Below are 15,442 nucleotides of genomic sequence, written 5' to 3' on the forward strand. Positions count from 1 at the left end.
TAAAGTGGCAGATGTATAGGAAAAGAAGATCTGAATATATTGAATAGGATCTTTGGCGACCTACTGAATAGTTTTAGCTATTTTAAGATTTTTTCTTAAAACAAGATTGATACCTTTGTGGTCATATGCTTTAAAACATACGACTATAGCGCTTCCAATTATCAATTGGTAGTCCTTTCATGGTGGGAATCCGTGAAAAGGGCTAAAAACGCTCCTCTCTCTGATGTTGTACACGTGCTTTTTCTCCAGATTGGCACTAAATCAACAATAGGTCGATTAAAAAATCAACACAATATATCCAAAATAAACAATAACTCAGTAAAAATTCTACTTAATATTTAAATTTTTCTTTTTAATTACAGGAGTATGAGATGAAATAAATTTTTGGGTTATAAATATTGAAATTTCTTTTTTATTTAAATATTTAACTCTAAATCTTCAATTGAAGGAGATTCGGCATCAACAACCTTAGCAACTGATACTACCTTTTCATTAGGTTCAGTTTTAAATAAGATAACTCCCTGAGTACTGCGCCCTGCAACTCTTATATCATTTACTTCTATACGGATTAATTTACCTCGGTCTGTAATTAACATTATATTATCTGTATGTTCTACAGAAAAACTAGCTACTACCTTACCATTTCTTTTAGTTGTCAGTATATTGGTAATACCAACACCACCTCGTCTTGTAACTCTATATTCATAAGAGGAAGTTCTTTTACCAAAGCCATTTTCAGTTACGCTTAAAATAAGCTGCTCATTTATTGCCATATTCATAAATGTTTCTTGTTTTAAACCCAGTTCATCTATTAACTTTTTTGTACTACCTGCAGCTTCCATATTTTTTGCTGCTTCTATGCGTTTTGTCAGTGGCACCTTTAGATACATGTTTCTTATCTCTGATGTCATTCCTACTTTATCTGAAGATTCTGTAATATCTTGCATATCACCTTCTGCATCTGAGTCTATATCACTATTATCTTCTATGCCTAAATCTATATCATTACTATCTTTCATATCCGATACTTCAGCATAACCATTTAGCACTGACATTGAAATAACGCTATCTTCCTGTTGTAGCTTTATTGCTCTTACTCCATCAGATGTTCTACTTTTAAATTGACGCACATTGCTTGCAGAGAATCTAATACTTTTACCAGTCTTAGTGGATAAGAAAACATGATCGTCTTCTTTACACACTTCTACAGATATCAATTTATCACCTTCAGATAAAAGTATTGCTATTTTGCCATTACTTTGTACGTACTCAAAATCAGATAAAGCATTGCGTCTTATATTACCATAAGCGGTTGCAAAAATTATGTTTAGATTTTGATTATCAGTTTCTTGCGGCAAAGGCATAACGTTTGTTATAGTTTCACCTTCAGAAAGTGGGAATATATTCACAAGAGATCTACCACGTGCAGTTGGCTCAGCCAATGGTAGTTTGTAAACCTTGAGCTTATATACCCTACCAATATTAGAAAAAAATAGAACACTAGTATGGGTGTTCACAACAAACAATTTTGTAGTGACATCCTCTTCCTTAACTGCTTGCCCTAATTTGCCCTTACCACCTCGCCTTTGAGTTCTATAATGTAAAAGCTTTACTCGTTTTATGTAGCCGTTCATTGTAACAGTAACTACCATATCTTCTTGTGGTATTAAGTCTTCAGCTTCATATTCAACATTGCCTTCTTCTATTACAGTCCTTCTTGGCTGAGCAAATTTTGTTTTAATCTCTTGTAGATTTAATTTTATCGCCTCCATCAACTTTTCTTCTGAACCTAAAAAGGCAATATATTCTTTAATAAGATCAAGCATGAGCTTAAGTTCATGTTCCAGCTTTTCCTTTTCAAGCCCTGTTAAACGTTGCAGCTTCATATCTAAAATAGCTTTAGCTTGAGCTTCAGTTAATTGGTAATATGAATCTTTTTGAAAAGGGTCTGAATCAGTAATAAGTTTTATCATCTCTCTTATCTCAGCAGAGGTATTCCATTTCTTTTTTAGCAGCAGCTGACACGCCTCTGCTGGATCTTTAGCACAACGGATTATTGATATAACCTCATCGATATTTAAAACTGCAACGTAAAGTCCTATAAAAATATGAGCTTTTTCTCTTGTTTTTTTTAGTCTAAATTTAGTTCTTCTAATCAATACTTCTTTTCTAAATTCAATAAAAGCTGCTATCATTTCCTTTATTGACGCCAGTATTGGTGCATTGCCATGAAGTACATTCATGTTTATACTAAATCTACTACGCAAGTCAGTTAGAACAAATATTTGGTTTAATATAAATTCAGTAGAAGCATTTCTTTTTAGCTCTATTACAACTCTAATGCCTGATTTATCAGATTCATCTCTAATATCTACAATATCTTCAACTTTCTTTTCTTTTACTAGTTCAACGATTTTCGTAACTAATTTTGCTTTATTTACTTGATAAGGAATCTCATCGATAACAATTGCCTGTTTTTCCTGAGGCAAGTCTTCAATATGAGTTTTGCCCTGTACAGTAATTATCCCCCTACCAGTGGTGAACGCTGACCTTATAGCAGTTTTGCCCAAAATAACCCCACCAGTAGGGAAATCTGGTCCTGGCATAACAGCCAGTATATTCTCAACAGTAATTTCAGGATTATCTATATATAGCAAGCAGGCACCGATAACCTCCCCTAAGTTATGGGTAGGAATATTGGTTGCTATGCCAACAGCAATACCTTCTGTACCATTTACAAGTAAATTTGGAAACTCAGCTGGCAGGACTATAGGCTCAGATTCATTACCATCATAATTAGGACGAAAATCAACTGTATCTTCATTTATATCATTTACTAAATAGTGAGTTATCTTTTGAAAACGAGCTTCAGTATATCTCATCGCTGCTGGAGGATCATCATCAATTGAGCCCCAGTTACCTTGTCCATCAACTAAAGGATGCAGAATAGAAAAGTCTTGAGCCATTCTAGCCATAGCATCATAAATTGCTGCATCCCCATGTGGATGGTATTTACCCATCACATCACCTACAATTCTTGCTGACTTGCGATAAGGCTTACCGTAATCAAAACCAGCTTTATGCATTGCATATAAGATTCTTCTATGTACTGGTTTTAAGCCATCACGAATATCAGGTAGTGCACGCCCCATAATTACGCTCATAGCGTAAGAGAGGTAAGATTCTTCTAATTCTTTCTCTATTGAAACTGTGATGATATTATCAGCCATTTTCCTTAACTATTTAAAGATTAAATTTAAACGTTAAAACCCATAAGGTCAAGCTAATGATGAAGAGGCTATATTCAAGTTAAGCAGAAGAAATTAAATTTAAATATAAGGATTTGAAATATCACTTTATAAGTTGACAAGTATAGCATTATATATCAACATGTTGATATATTAATTATTATCATAAATTTGGGGGAATTTATGTCACTTGATAATGAATTAATTAAAGCTGTTAACAGTAAAAATATAAAAGAGGTAAAGTCTTTATTGGATAAGGGAGAAGATCCTAATGTTGAGTGCGATACTTGGACACCTATTCATCATGCTGCTTCATCTTTGCGTGAAGATATAGTAGAATTGCTTATAAGGTATGGTGCAAATATTAATGGAATTTGTAATAGTTCTAGGATACCTCTACATACTGCTATTTGTTATCCTTGTACTTTTGGTTGGTCTGGAAATAGAGATATGGCAAGGTTGCTTTTAAAGTATGGAGCAGATGTTGATGCTAAAGATAATTATGGTCTGACACCTCTTTTAGAATTATTGGAAAATGAAAAATATTACCGTCACAGAGGTGAAAGTCAAAATATAAGGGTAGAAATAATAAAGTTGCTTTTAGAGAAGGGAGCAAATGTTGATGTTAAAAGTAAGAATGGTTTGACACCTTTACACTATGCTGCCAACTATGACTGTACAGAGATTGTAGAGTTGCTTTTAAAGAGTGGAGCAGATGTTAATGCTAAAAGTAATGATGGTCTGACACCTTTACACTATGCTGCCAAATATGACTGTACAGAGATTGTAGAGTTGCTTTTAAAGAGTGGAGCAGATGTTGATGTTAAAAGTAAGAATGGTTTGACACCTCTTTTAGGATTATTGGAAAATGTAAAATATTACAGTTACATGGGTGACAGTCAAAATATAAGGGTAGAAATAATAAAGTTGCTTTTAGAGAAGGGAGCAAATGTTGATGTTAAAAGTGAGAATGGTTTGACACCTTTACACTATGCTGCCAAATATGGCTATACAGAGATTGTAGAGTTGTTTTTAAAGAGTGGAGCAGATGTTAATGCTAAAGATAATTATGGTCTGACACCTCTTTTAAGATTATTGGAAAATGTAAAATATTACAGTTACATAGGTGACAGTCAAAATATAAGGGTAGAAATAATAAAGTTGCTTTTAGAGAAGGGAGCAGATGTTAATGCTAAAAGTAATGGTGGTCTGACACCTTTAGGGTTAAGTAAGCAATATTTGTCAAAACACAAGAAAGATGCATTTAAAACTGGAGCTCTTACTGGAATAATCGAAGAAGTAATATTAGATAAACACAAAAAAGATATTAAATTACAGTATAGCCTAGAAGAAAAAGATCATGGCATCAGTGACAAAGATATACTAAATCTTAGATTAGTGTGTAAAAGGGCTAATAACAATGCGAGAGCTTGTTATAAAAGGTATAAGGTAAAACCTGAGTTATTACTCACTCAACTGGAAGAAATAGAACCTTCAAATAAACGTCAACGATAGAAGTGTAATATGAGTTGGCAACTTACATAAGTTCATAAATTGGGAGTCATTAAATTACTATTAACTATTTAATGACTCATCATCTGCACATAGCACCGACTCATGTATCATCTCAGAGAGAGTTGGATGAGGAAATATTGATGATTTTATATCAAGATCCACTGCTTCAAGTTGCCTGCTGATAACGTAAGTGCTGATCATCTCAGTAACCTCTGCTCCAATCATGTGAGCACCGAGTAATTCTCCTGTTTTTTTATCGATAATGGTTTTTACCATTCCCTCATTTTCACCTATTACAATGGATTTTCCATTATAATTAGAAAAAAATTTACCTACTTTTATCTCATATCCATTTTCTATAGCCTGCTTTTCGGTAAATCCAACACTTGCTATTTGTGGATAAGAATATATGCAGCTAGGTATATTTTCTTTTTTTAAACAAACAGGACTTTTTCCTGCAATTTTTTCCGCACATATTACTCCTTCATGGCTTGCCTTGTGTGCTAGGCACGGATTACCAGCAACATCACCAATAGCATAAATTCCAGACTCTGCTGTTTCATACCACTGATTTGTTTTTATAAAACCTAAGTTATCTTTTATGACTTTAGTATTTTCAAGGCCAATGTCTTCAGTGTTAAGTTGCACTCCAACAGCCAAAAGAACCCTATCTACTTCTGTTTGAACCGATTTGCCTTTACTATCAATTATACTTAGTTCTACAGAATCATTTTTTTTATTTAAAATTTTAGCAGTACTGTTTGTATATATCTCCATTCCTTGTTTAACAAATATATCTTGTGCTAACTTAGAAATATCTTGATCCTCAAGTGGTAAAATGCGATCTTGCGCTTCTACAATAAGAACTTTGCTGCCCATTGTATTATAGAAACTTGCAAATTCTATACCAATTGCTCCAGAGCCTATTATAAGCAGAGACTTCGGTAACACTTTTGGCACCATAGCGCTTTTCGCATTCCATATTAGGTTATTATCTGCTTCTATACCAGGAAGGTTGCGCGCTCTTGCTCCAGTTGCCAAAATAATGTGTTTTGCAGATATACTAACTTTTTCCTTACCACTTATGATATCTACTGTATTTTTACTAGCTATCCTACCAAACCCTTTATGAACAGTGATGCTATATTTATTCATTAAATAACTAATACCACTTGCTAGTTTAGCCACAACATCTCTAGAACGCTTCACTACATTTTCTATGTTAAAACTTATATCTTTAACTTCTATGCCGAAATCTTTTGCTTTTTTTATTGAATGGTACAGCTCAGAAGTCTTAAGTAATGACTTTGTTGGAATGCAGCCCCAATTTAAACACACACCACCTAAGTTTTCCTCTTTTTCAACTAAAGCGGTTTTAAGGCCAAGCTGTGCTGCTCTTATTGCCGCTACATAGCCACCAGGCCCACTGCCTATAATAATTAAATCATGATCTGTCATCTGATCTCTACAAGAAACTTAAATCATAATATCAGAAATATTGTGTGCGTAAAGAGTAGCAATTATTGCAAAGAAAAACCCTTTACTTGCAAGATTTATGCATCTTTTCTAAAATTTATTAATTTCAATATGATACTAAAAAATGATAAATGATTATTTTGATATGGCAAAGGCCATAAGGTTTTTGTCCATTGATGCGGTACAGAAAGCTGCATCAGGGCACCCAGGAATGCCACTTGGCATGGCAGATGTTGCAACTGTTTTATTTGCAGAGTTTTTGCGTCATAACCCAGATGATCCAAATTGGTTTAATAGAGATAGATTTATCTTATCAAACGGTCACGGCTCAATGCTGCTGTATTCAATTTTATACTTAACTGGTTATATAGGAATTGATGAAATAAAAAACTTTAGACAACTTGGTTCTAAAACTCCTGGTCATCCAGAACATGGGTTGACACCAGGAGTAGAAGTAACCACAGGTCCACTAGGGCAAGGTTTTGCTTGCTCAGTTGGTATGGCAATAGCTGAGGCTATTTTAAGAGAACGTTTTGGTAGTGATTCAGTTAATCACTACACTTACGTAATGCTAGGTGATGGCTGCTTAATGGAAGGGGTAAGTTCTGAAGCTGCATCACTTGCCGGCCACTTAAGGTTAAACAAACTCATTGCCCTTTTTGATGACAACAATATATCAATAGACGGTAGTGTAGATTTAGCACTATCAGATGATATTACTGCTCGTTTTCTTTCATACGGATGGAATGTGGAAAGCATTGATGGCCACAATTATGCTCAGATTTCAAATGCCATCAAAAATGCACATAACTCTGATAAACCTTCTCTTATTCGCTGCAAAACTACTATTGGTAAATTTGTCGTAGAATATGCCGGTAAATCTTCCGCACATAGTGGTCCATTTAAAGAAAGTGCAGTGCTTAAAATGCGTCAGGATTTAAATTGGGAATATGAGCCATTTATTATACCACAAGATATATTAAATATGTGGAAAGAGACAATAGGAAGAGCTAGATCTGGTTACACAGGATACAATAAAAAGCTTAATTCTAATGCAGAACTTAAAAGAATTATAGATGGCAGCAAACCTTCTGCTGTAAAAGAGACGTTGGAAAACTTAAAAAAACAGATCTTCAATTTAAAGCTAAATGAAGCAACTAGGCGCTCCTTTGGTAGAGTGATGGAGGAATTAACGAAAATTATGCCAGAGCTTATAGGTGGTTCTGCTGATTTGACTGATTCAAACTGTACAAAATATCCGCATATGCAAATTATAAGCCGGGACAATTTTAATGGTTCGTATATTCACTTTGGGGTGCGAGAACACGCAATGGCAGCATGCATGAATGGAATGGCGCTTCATGGTGGAATATTACCATACGGGGGAACATTTTTAGTATTTTCTGATTACTGCCGCCCTGCAATTCGCCTGTCAGTTTTGATGAAGCAGCAAGTGATATATGTAATGACGCATGATTCAATCGGCCTTGGTGAAGATGGGCCAACTCATCAACCAATTGAACATCTTGCATCACTTAGAGCAATTCCAAATCTCTTTGTTTTTCGGCCAGCTGACGCACTTGAGACTTTAGAATGTTTGGATATTGCTTTAAGCTCTAGAGATTCACCTTCCCTTTTTGTACTATCAAGACAGAACTTAAACTACATAGATAGACCATATCAAAAGGAAAATCTCTGTGAACGCGGCGGGTATATTCTATCTGAATATGAAGGTAATTTAGATGTTACTATATTTGCCACAGGTTCGGAAGTTGAAATTGCTATAGAGGCAAAGAATAAGCTCCAGCAAAAAGGAATCGGGGCAAGGGTAGTATCCATGCCATGTTGGCAGCTTTTTGATAAACAAAGCAATGAATATAAATCAGAAATATTAGATAATAGTAGCATAAAAGTTGCCATTGAAGCAGGGAGTAGCATAGGGTGGCATAAATATATAGGTTATGATGGAATTTTTGTTGGCATGGAAAGTTTTGGCTGCTCTGCTCCATATAAAAAATTATATAGCTATTTTGGCATTAATGTTGATAATGTAGTTAGAAAGGTATTGAACAAATTAAAGTTATGAAAGAAGTTAATATTGTTATCATTTCTAGTTTAACATTTGTGACAGTATTGTTAATTCTTGGGGGCACTGTGATGCATTATTATAAAGTATTGAAAATAAATAAAGATGCCAGTCAAGATGATATAAAGCAAGCATATAGAGGATTGGCAAAAGAACATCATCCAGATAAAGTTCCTGGAAAAGAGAGGGAATTTTAAGGAATACAAGAAGCACATGATATTTTATCTGATGAGCAGTTTAAGGCCCTTTATGATCAATATCTTAAGCATTTTGGTAATGAAGCTGGTCATAAAGCATTTATTGAGGACCATAATTTAACAGGGCATAACACAGAGAGAAGCTTGAAACTAGACTCAAAATGAGACTGAATTCTCGTTCATCAAGCACTCCTAAAGACAAAAGTCAGAGTACAAGTAAAGATGTGCGCAATCCAAATCTTACAATTCATCAACTAATAGAAAAAAAATTTTATAAAGCAGCTTTGAAGTTAATCAAGTGTGCCGAACTCAGTGATCTAAATGCAAAAAACAGGTTTGGTCAACAAACGCCACTACATTTAGCAATAGCAGCACCATATTCAAATCCTTACGAAGATAATGAAAGAGTTGATATAATTAATGCCCTGATAGCAAGAGGAGTCAATGTGAATGCTCAAGATAAAGATGGGGAAACAGCAGTTCATTATATCGTCAGATGGGTGTTCAATCCTGGAACTGATAAAAAAGTTAAAGCCTGGGTCTATTTTAATATGAATACAGGAAAGGTTGAGACTCGAGATATAATATCGATTTTGCTTAGTCTTGCTAAGTGTGGTGCAGATGTTAATATTGAAGATAAAAAAAGTAATACAGCTTTAAGCTATATAATAAGGGCCCTATGTGTAGTAGAGCCATTGTATGGCAAGGCATGGGTAGAAGAACGAGCACGGGATATAATAAAACCTTTACTGAAAGTTGGTGCATGTATTGAGACTCAAGAAGCTGTATTCCTAATGCTAAAAACTAGTATTAAAAATAAATACGATCTAGAAACGGTAAAGTTATTAATATCTAGTTCTAAAACTCCATTTGATATAAATTATAAAGATGAAAGACGGTATACAGCTCTTATGGTAGCGTTAGAAGAGAGTAGATTTGACATAGTTCAGTTTCTGGTTAAAAAGGGTCTAGATATAAAAAATGAACAAAATAAGGCAAAATTAATTTGGGCTATGATCAATCGTGCTAGAGGTGGCAACACTCTCTCACAAAATATTGACAACGCTACCTCACTAGATGCATTGTTATCAGATCCATTGCTTAAAGAAGCTATAAATATTGATGCTAGAGTAGAGTTTACAGATGGTTATTATAATGTTACGGCATTAGAAATTGCAGCTCTGAAGGGCAACATACCGGCGTTAAAAGTGTTAAGTAGACATAAAACTAATGCAAACTCTAAGGTTGCAAAAAGTAGCGGTGGGACAGGATGTGCCGTTTTACATCGCCTTGCTACGCAATATAATAAAGAAGATACTCAAGTTAAAAAGAACCAAATTAAAAATGTCATGGGATTACTAGTTTTACTCTTTAATGCAGATTTAACTCTGAGGGATGATTATGGAAACACACCACTGGATTATTTAAAGGATGAGAGTTTAAAAAAATATTTAGAAGAAGATATTATAAAACTTAGAGACGATATCAATAAGGGTTATGATGATAACGCTACTGATTTTATATTACAAAAGGTAGAATGTGTTCAACTTTCTACCTTTTGTTCTATGGAAAAATGATTATAGTATCGCATTATAAATGTTATAGCATAATTGATGTTTCAAATATAACATCCAGATATACCTGGATCCTAAAGTACTGTAGGAGAATCACAATTGAATAAATTATAAGTAGAAGAAGAATGCAAATTGCAATAGAAAACGCGTTTCATACTATTTTCGCAAGTTTACATAAAATCAAAATATAGTTGCAAACACTCAGTGAATTTATAAAAAATTTTTTGATCGTATTGTAAAAAATCATTAAATTATCCTCAAAATATATCAATTAAAAATTTTAAGATAAATTTTAAATATCTTGTATTAATCCTTTTTTACTAGGTAGCTGCTAATTTATTCTGTAATATATAACTTGTGTTGCTAGGGTAAAGTATGATGCTGTTTTACACTATGGGTATATTTATAAGCAGTGGTAAACACTCAATTAATTTTCTATCATCCATTGGCAGGATGTTTGTTTTTTTTATTAAATCTATTTATCAGTGTTTTTTGCCACCTTATTACTTTCATATCCTATTAAAACAAGTCATGGAAGTAGGATATTTTTCTCTGCCAATTGTTGGCCTAGCCTCAATTTTTATTGGTGCAATAATAGTATTACAAAGTGGGTTAAATCCACCAATTATTAATCCCGATTCTATAATACCATATATAGTTGTTACATCAATTACAAGAGAGTTAGGACCGGTTTTAATAGGGTTAATAATTGCAGGGAAGGTAGGAGCAGCAATCGCAGCAGAAATTGGTACTATGCGTATAAGTGAGCAAATAGATGCACTTATAACTCTTGGTGTTAATCCTTTTAAATATCTTATCGCTCCACGAGTGATAGCACTGGTCATTACTCTGCCTATACTTATAACCTGTGCTAATTTAATAGGAATATATGGAGGATATTTAGTGGCAGTTTTTGAATTGCATTATAGCTCAGATATATACATAAAATATGCCATTAAATCCTTAAATATGTGTGATTTAACACTTGGACTTATAAAATCTTTTGTTTTTGGAGCAGTTATATCACTTGTAAGTTGTTATTATGGCTATTATTGCAAAGAAGGTGCACGTGGTGTCGGAGTTGCAACAACTTCAGCTGTCGTATTATCTTCAATTTTTATAATATTATTAAACTATATTATCACTTTGACCTATTCATGAGCAATATAATATCTATTTCAAATTTGCACTTATCTTTTGGTGGAAGAAAAATACTCAATGGGGTTAATTTACAAGTATCAAGAGGAGAATCCTTAGTTATCATTGGTGAATCAGGAAGTGGAAAATCTGTTCTTACTAAGATCATAATTGGTCTTATGAACTCTGATTTGGGCACAGTTAAAATAGATATTCCAGGCAATAATAAAGTACTAAATTTTGGAGTTTTATTTCAAAATAGTGCTCTATTTGACAGCATAACTGTGTGGGAAAATATATCATTCAATTTTAAAAAACGTTTAAACGTAAGTGAAAAAGAGGCAAAGAAGCTGGCAATAGATAAGTTAAATATGGTAAAGTTAAGCCAAGATATAGCAGATATGTTTCCTTTAGAGCTCTCAGGTGGTATGAAAAAAAGGGTAGCGCTTGCAAGAGCAATAGTTCATAGTCCACAAATGATAATCCTTGACGAACCAACGTCTGGACTTGATCCAATAGTAACAGACTTAATTAGTGATATAATAATCAAGTTATCTAATGAACTAAATCCAACAATAATTACAATTACACATGATATTCATAGTGCATTTAGAATTGCAAATAAAATAGCAGTACTATACTATGGAAAAATTTTGTTCTGCGGCACTATAGAGGAAATAAAAAAGACTAATAATAATTATATTAAATGCCTAATTAAGCATGCTATTTAATAGATTCAATCTCAAATATGAGGGATATAATTGATGATATATAGATATTCTCTGTAATGATCTGTACAAAACAAGCATTTTAGTCCTATTGCTATTTATAATAAGGTAATATAATCTTAAACTTAAAGGTCGTTTTTTGTGGGTTCAAAATTATTTTTAACGTTAACTTCTTGCAAAGCTACTCGCTCCTCACCTTTTTCTACACATGCTTTATTATTAGGTGTTGCTTTACGTTTTAGCTTGCAAATGATGCAGCTAATCATAATTAATAACCCCATTAGAAGAAGTGGTAAAAAAACTAAAGAAAATCTAAAATCCTCGTTTTTATGTGATGATATATCATTAATGCTATTGAACCCTGGTGCTCTTTGATTAAAAGCAGTGTAATTTTGCTGCAGTGCAAATGGGCTAGAATTATTAATCCTCATAAAAGGGAAACTTGTTGAATTAACTGGTGCATTGGAAATATTTTGACTAAATAATGGTACGCGTGAAGTTATTCTACTTTTGAATTTTTTTAATTTCTTATTATAATTGTCACATTTACTACTATCTACTGCTAAATCACTAGGTAAACACCAATATCTTTGACATTCTTGATTATCAGCAAATCTTTGCAAACATTCAATTAATTCTTGTTTACTTGGAAAGGTTATATCTAATGCTTCTTTGAAACATTGTCTTATAAGATTATAACTTTTATGATCTTCCTTACAAGCAACTAAGATAGCAGTATCAGTGAAACTTTTTGAATAACTGTTTTTTACTTCAGAACTATAAGTATAAATTTGCTTAGTTTTTGTAGAGTTACCTACATCGAAATATAATTCAAAATATATAGAGCCATTACCTGGCTTTAGAGTAATGCTGCTATTTTTATATTTCCTTTCTTGCTTTGATGTATAAATAATGTGTTTATCAAGTATATTAAGAGAAGTATAATACTTTTCTTTTTCTATTTTATTCATGTTCCCCCTTTTAACGTTAGTTATTGAACTATTTTCAAAATTTGAAGCAGTACTAAATGCTTTTTATTCTTTTTAGTTGATATACCCTTACCCAAAACAACTGTAAAGACTATTTATATAAAAATCTAATTTTGTTTGTATAGATAGGAAATATTGTTATAGTTTTGATGTGATTGTTAATTTTGAAATATTGTGGTTTTAAATAGCAGGGTAACTGAGATCTTAAACAACTACGAAAGTGAAAATCCAGGAGTTAAAGCAAACTTAGCACGCATTTTAATGAATGGTAAACTTGGTGGTAGTGGTAAATTGGTCATTTTGCCTGTAGATCAAGGATTTGAACATGGTCCGATAAAGAGCTTTGATGTCAATCCTGAAGCGTATGATCCACATTATCATTTCAAATTGGCAATTGATGCAGAATTAAGTGCATATGCTGCACCTCTTGGCATGATTGAATCTGGAGCTATGTCTTATGCTGGTTCTATACCACTTATTTTAAAAATGAACAGTTCTAATTCTTTACATCCTAAATCAAGTTCTTACGATCAAGCAATTACTGCCTCAGTAAAAGATGCATTGCGTCTGGGTTGTAATGCTGTTGGATTTACTATATACCCTGGTTCTTCTAATAACTTAAATATGATTGAGGAAGCCCGTGAAATAATAGCTGAAGCTAAATCATGTGGTTTAGTAGTTGTAGTATGGTCTTATCCGAGAGGTGGAGATATCTCAAAAGAAGGTGAAACTGCACTTGATATTATTGCATATGGGGCACATATAGCAGCATTGCTTGGTGCTAATATTATAAAGGTAAAATTGCCAACCAATTATATAGAACGTGATAAGACTCCTGCAATTGATATGAGTTTACTTTCAGAAAGGATAAAATACATTAAAAAGGCTTGTTTTGCTGGAAGAAGAATAGTCGTTTTCTCAGGAGGGGAAGCTAAGGATCCAAGTGACTTATATAATGAAGTCAAAGAAATTGCCAAAGGCGGGGGTGATGGTTCAATAATAGGACGCAATGCTTTTCAAAAAAACAAAAAAGATGCTTTATCTATGTTAGAAAAAATAATTGGCTTGTATCAAAGCTAATTCTATGGCTGGGTGGCAGAATGGTTTATGCGGAGGACTGCAAATCCTTTCATACCGGTTCAATTCCGGTCCCGGCCTCTTGTAATATTTTAAATTTATTATATTTGTTAATTAACTTTTTATCAAAATAAAATCAATTTTTTAATTGACTTAATGTTATCATATTTTAATATAGACTATATACTATACAGCAGTAAATTATGAAAGTATTTGGTTCTTTAAAATTTGCCAAAAAACGTGATAGAAATTGTTTGGTTGTTCGTAGAAAGAAAAGGATTTATGTTTTGAATAAATTAAAGCCTAGATTTAAAGCACGCCAGGGTTATTAATCCTATATTAAAATTATAGATAAATTTAATTTGCTTATTGGTAATGACTAATTTAAGTTGTTATTGCTCTATTTAAGTAAACTTTTCTTAAAAGGAGCTTTAATCAGTTTCATGTAAAATAAATTTAAAGATTTTTAAACCATATTAGTTTATAAAAAAACAACTAGCCTATTAAGCATTAAATAGTGCATTGTTTATTTTATATAAAATGTTTCATGATATTTTTGTCCTATTTATACTATCAGCATTAGAAATTGTTCTAGGCATAGATAATTTAATTTTTATCTCCCTTTTAGTTCAAAGAATACCTAATATATTACGTAATAAGATTTGTATTTTGGGGCTTAGTTTAGCACTTCTTATGCGTCTTATAGCATTATTTTTTGTTTCTTCTATACTTAGTATGGATAAAGCCATATTCTCTTTTCTATGGTTTGATATATCAATAAAAGATTGTGTACTAGTAACAGGGGGTATATTTTTATCAACTAAAAGTTTTTTAGAGTTGTATAGAGATGTCTTTATTGGAGATAGTAATAAAGTTAGAAATACTGATCCTAAGTCTAAGCTTATGCTAGTTGTACTACAAATTGTATTAATAGATCTAGTTTTTTCTATAGATTCAATATTAACTGCTGTAGCATTAACTCACAACGTTGTAATTATCACAATTGCATTTATGTTTTCTATGCTAGTCATGTTTTTCCTATCTAGTCATATAACTTCATTGGTAAGTTCTTATCCTGAATTGAAAATAGTAGCGCTTTTATTTATATTCACCATTGGTGTTTATCTTATTTTAGATGGATTACATATTGAGTTATCGCAAAAATATATATATTTTGCATTTGTTTATTCCCTTCTTACAACTCTCCTTAATCTTGTTAAGAGAAGAAACATTATTAAGTAGAAGAGGTATTTTTAAAGTGACATTAAAAAATAATTAGGAATTATATTGTGAAATAGATTTAAGCGATTATATAATACGTTAAATATTGCAATATGTATTGCTTATGAGTATATTTTTGATAGTATTTAAAATTTATACTTCGCACATGACGAAACAAATAGTCCTTAGGTTAG

13 protein-coding genes and 1 tRNA gene are annotated in these 15,442 nt (G+C 32.6%); 11 read left to right on the forward strand and 3 right to left on the reverse strand.

All coding sequences use genetic code 11. The features are described 5' to 3' along the window. Positions 1 to 192 precede the first annotated feature (192 nt). Positions 193 to 342, forward strand: a complete 150-nt coding sequence (locus tag AACL19_RS01100) for a hypothetical protein (RefSeq protein WP_339045988.1) — start codon at positions 193 to 195, stop codon at positions 340 to 342. 74 nt (positions 343 to 416) lie between these two features. Here AACL19_RS01100 and gyrA read toward each other — a convergent pair whose 3' ends face one another. Beyond that, a complete protein-coding gene (gyrA, locus tag AACL19_RS01105) occupies positions 417 to 3,230 on the reverse strand; it encodes a DNA topoisomerase (ATP-hydrolyzing) subunit A (RefSeq protein WP_339045990.1) in 2,814 nt (937 codons plus the stop codon). A gap of 201 nt (positions 3,231 to 3,431) precedes the next feature. Here gyrA and AACL19_RS01110 point away from each other — a divergent pair, with 201 nt between their 5' ends. Continuing rightward, positions 3,432 to 4,763, forward strand: coding sequence for an ankyrin repeat domain-containing protein (locus tag AACL19_RS01110; RefSeq protein WP_339045992.1), 1,332 nt, complete (start codon positions 3,432 to 3,434; stop codon positions 4,761 to 4,763). A 60-nt stretch (positions 4,764 to 4,823) separates the two neighbouring features. Here AACL19_RS01110 and lpdA read toward each other — a convergent pair whose 3' ends face one another. Then, positions 4,824 to 6,221, reverse strand: a complete 1,398-nt coding sequence (lpdA, locus tag AACL19_RS01115; protein ID WP_339045994.1) for a dihydrolipoyl dehydrogenase — start codon at positions 6,219 to 6,221, stop codon at positions 4,824 to 4,826. A 142-nt stretch (positions 6,222 to 6,363) separates the two neighbouring features. On the opposite strand from lpdA, the gene tkt reads away from it, so the two are divergent. From tkt to AACL19_RS01140, 5 genes are all read left to right on the forward strand, one after another. Continuing rightward, the gene (tkt, locus tag AACL19_RS01120) at positions 6,364 to 8,325 is read left to right on the forward strand and encodes a transketolase (protein WP_339045996.1); all 1,962 of its coding nucleotides are present in this window, start codon (positions 6,364 to 6,366) and stop codon (positions 8,323 to 8,325) included. Next, complete coding sequence (locus AACL19_RS01125; protein ID WP_339045998.1) at positions 8,322 to 8,522, forward strand: J domain-containing protein; 201 nt, start codon at positions 8,322 to 8,324, stop codon at positions 8,520 to 8,522. Before tkt ends, AACL19_RS01125 begins: the two co-directional genes overlap by 4 nt. A 161-nt stretch (positions 8,523 to 8,683) precedes the next feature. Further along, the gene (locus tag AACL19_RS01130; protein ID WP_339045999.1) at positions 8,684 to 10,099 is read left to right on the forward strand and encodes an ankyrin repeat domain-containing protein; all 1,416 of its coding nucleotides are present in this window, start codon (positions 8,684 to 8,686) and stop codon (positions 10,097 to 10,099) included. A 375-nt stretch (positions 10,100 to 10,474) separates the two neighbouring features. After that, on the forward strand, positions 10,475 to 11,257 hold the full coding sequence (locus tag AACL19_RS01135) for an ABC transporter permease (RefSeq protein ID WP_339046621.1): 783 nt from the start codon (positions 10,475 to 10,477) through the stop codon (positions 11,255 to 11,257). Beyond that, positions 11,254 to 11,964, forward strand: a complete 711-nt coding sequence (locus AACL19_RS01140) for an ABC transporter ATP-binding protein (protein WP_339046000.1) — start codon at positions 11,254 to 11,256, stop codon at positions 11,962 to 11,964. The genes AACL19_RS01135 and AACL19_RS01140 overlap by 4 nt, the downstream gene beginning before the upstream one ends. A gap of 122 nt (positions 11,965 to 12,086) precedes the next feature. On the opposite strand, the gene AACL19_RS01145 is transcribed toward AACL19_RS01140, so the two are convergent. Then, positions 12,087 to 12,932 carry a hypothetical protein gene (locus tag AACL19_RS01145; protein WP_339046002.1) on the reverse strand — a complete coding sequence of 282 codons (846 nt, stop codon included), beginning with the start codon at positions 12,930 to 12,932 and terminating at the stop codon, positions 12,087 to 12,089. 192 nt (positions 12,933 to 13,124) lie between these two features. On the opposite strand from AACL19_RS01145, the gene AACL19_RS01150 reads away from it, so the two are divergent. The 4 genes from AACL19_RS01150 (at position 13,125) to AACL19_RS01165 (ending at position 15,269) form a co-directional block, all read left to right on the forward strand. Further along, positions 13,125 to 14,030: a class I fructose-bisphosphate aldolase gene (locus AACL19_RS01150; RefSeq protein WP_339046003.1), complete on the forward strand. Its 906-nt coding sequence runs from the start codon at positions 13,125 to 13,127 to the stop codon at positions 14,028 to 14,030. A gap of 6 nt (positions 14,031 to 14,036) precedes the next feature. Then, a tRNA-Cys gene (locus AACL19_RS01155) sits at positions 14,037 to 14,108 on the forward strand. Between the two features lie 122 nt (positions 14,109 to 14,230). Continuing rightward, positions 14,231 to 14,359 carry a 50S ribosomal protein L36 gene (gene rpmJ, locus AACL19_RS01160; RefSeq protein ID WP_339046005.1) on the forward strand — a complete coding sequence of 43 codons (129 nt, stop codon included), beginning with the start codon at positions 14,231 to 14,233 and terminating at the stop codon, positions 14,357 to 14,359. Between the two features lie 208 nt (positions 14,360 to 14,567). Then, a complete protein-coding gene (locus AACL19_RS01165; protein WP_339046007.1) occupies positions 14,568 to 15,269 on the forward strand; it encodes a TerC family protein in 702 nt (233 codons plus the stop codon). Positions 15,270 to 15,442: the final 173 nt, after the last annotated feature.

It is taken from the genome of Candidatus Mesenet endosymbiont of Agriotes lineatus, from assembly GCF_964019585.1.
GTDB lineage: Bacteria > Pseudomonadota > Alphaproteobacteria > Rickettsiales > Anaplasmataceae > Mesenet.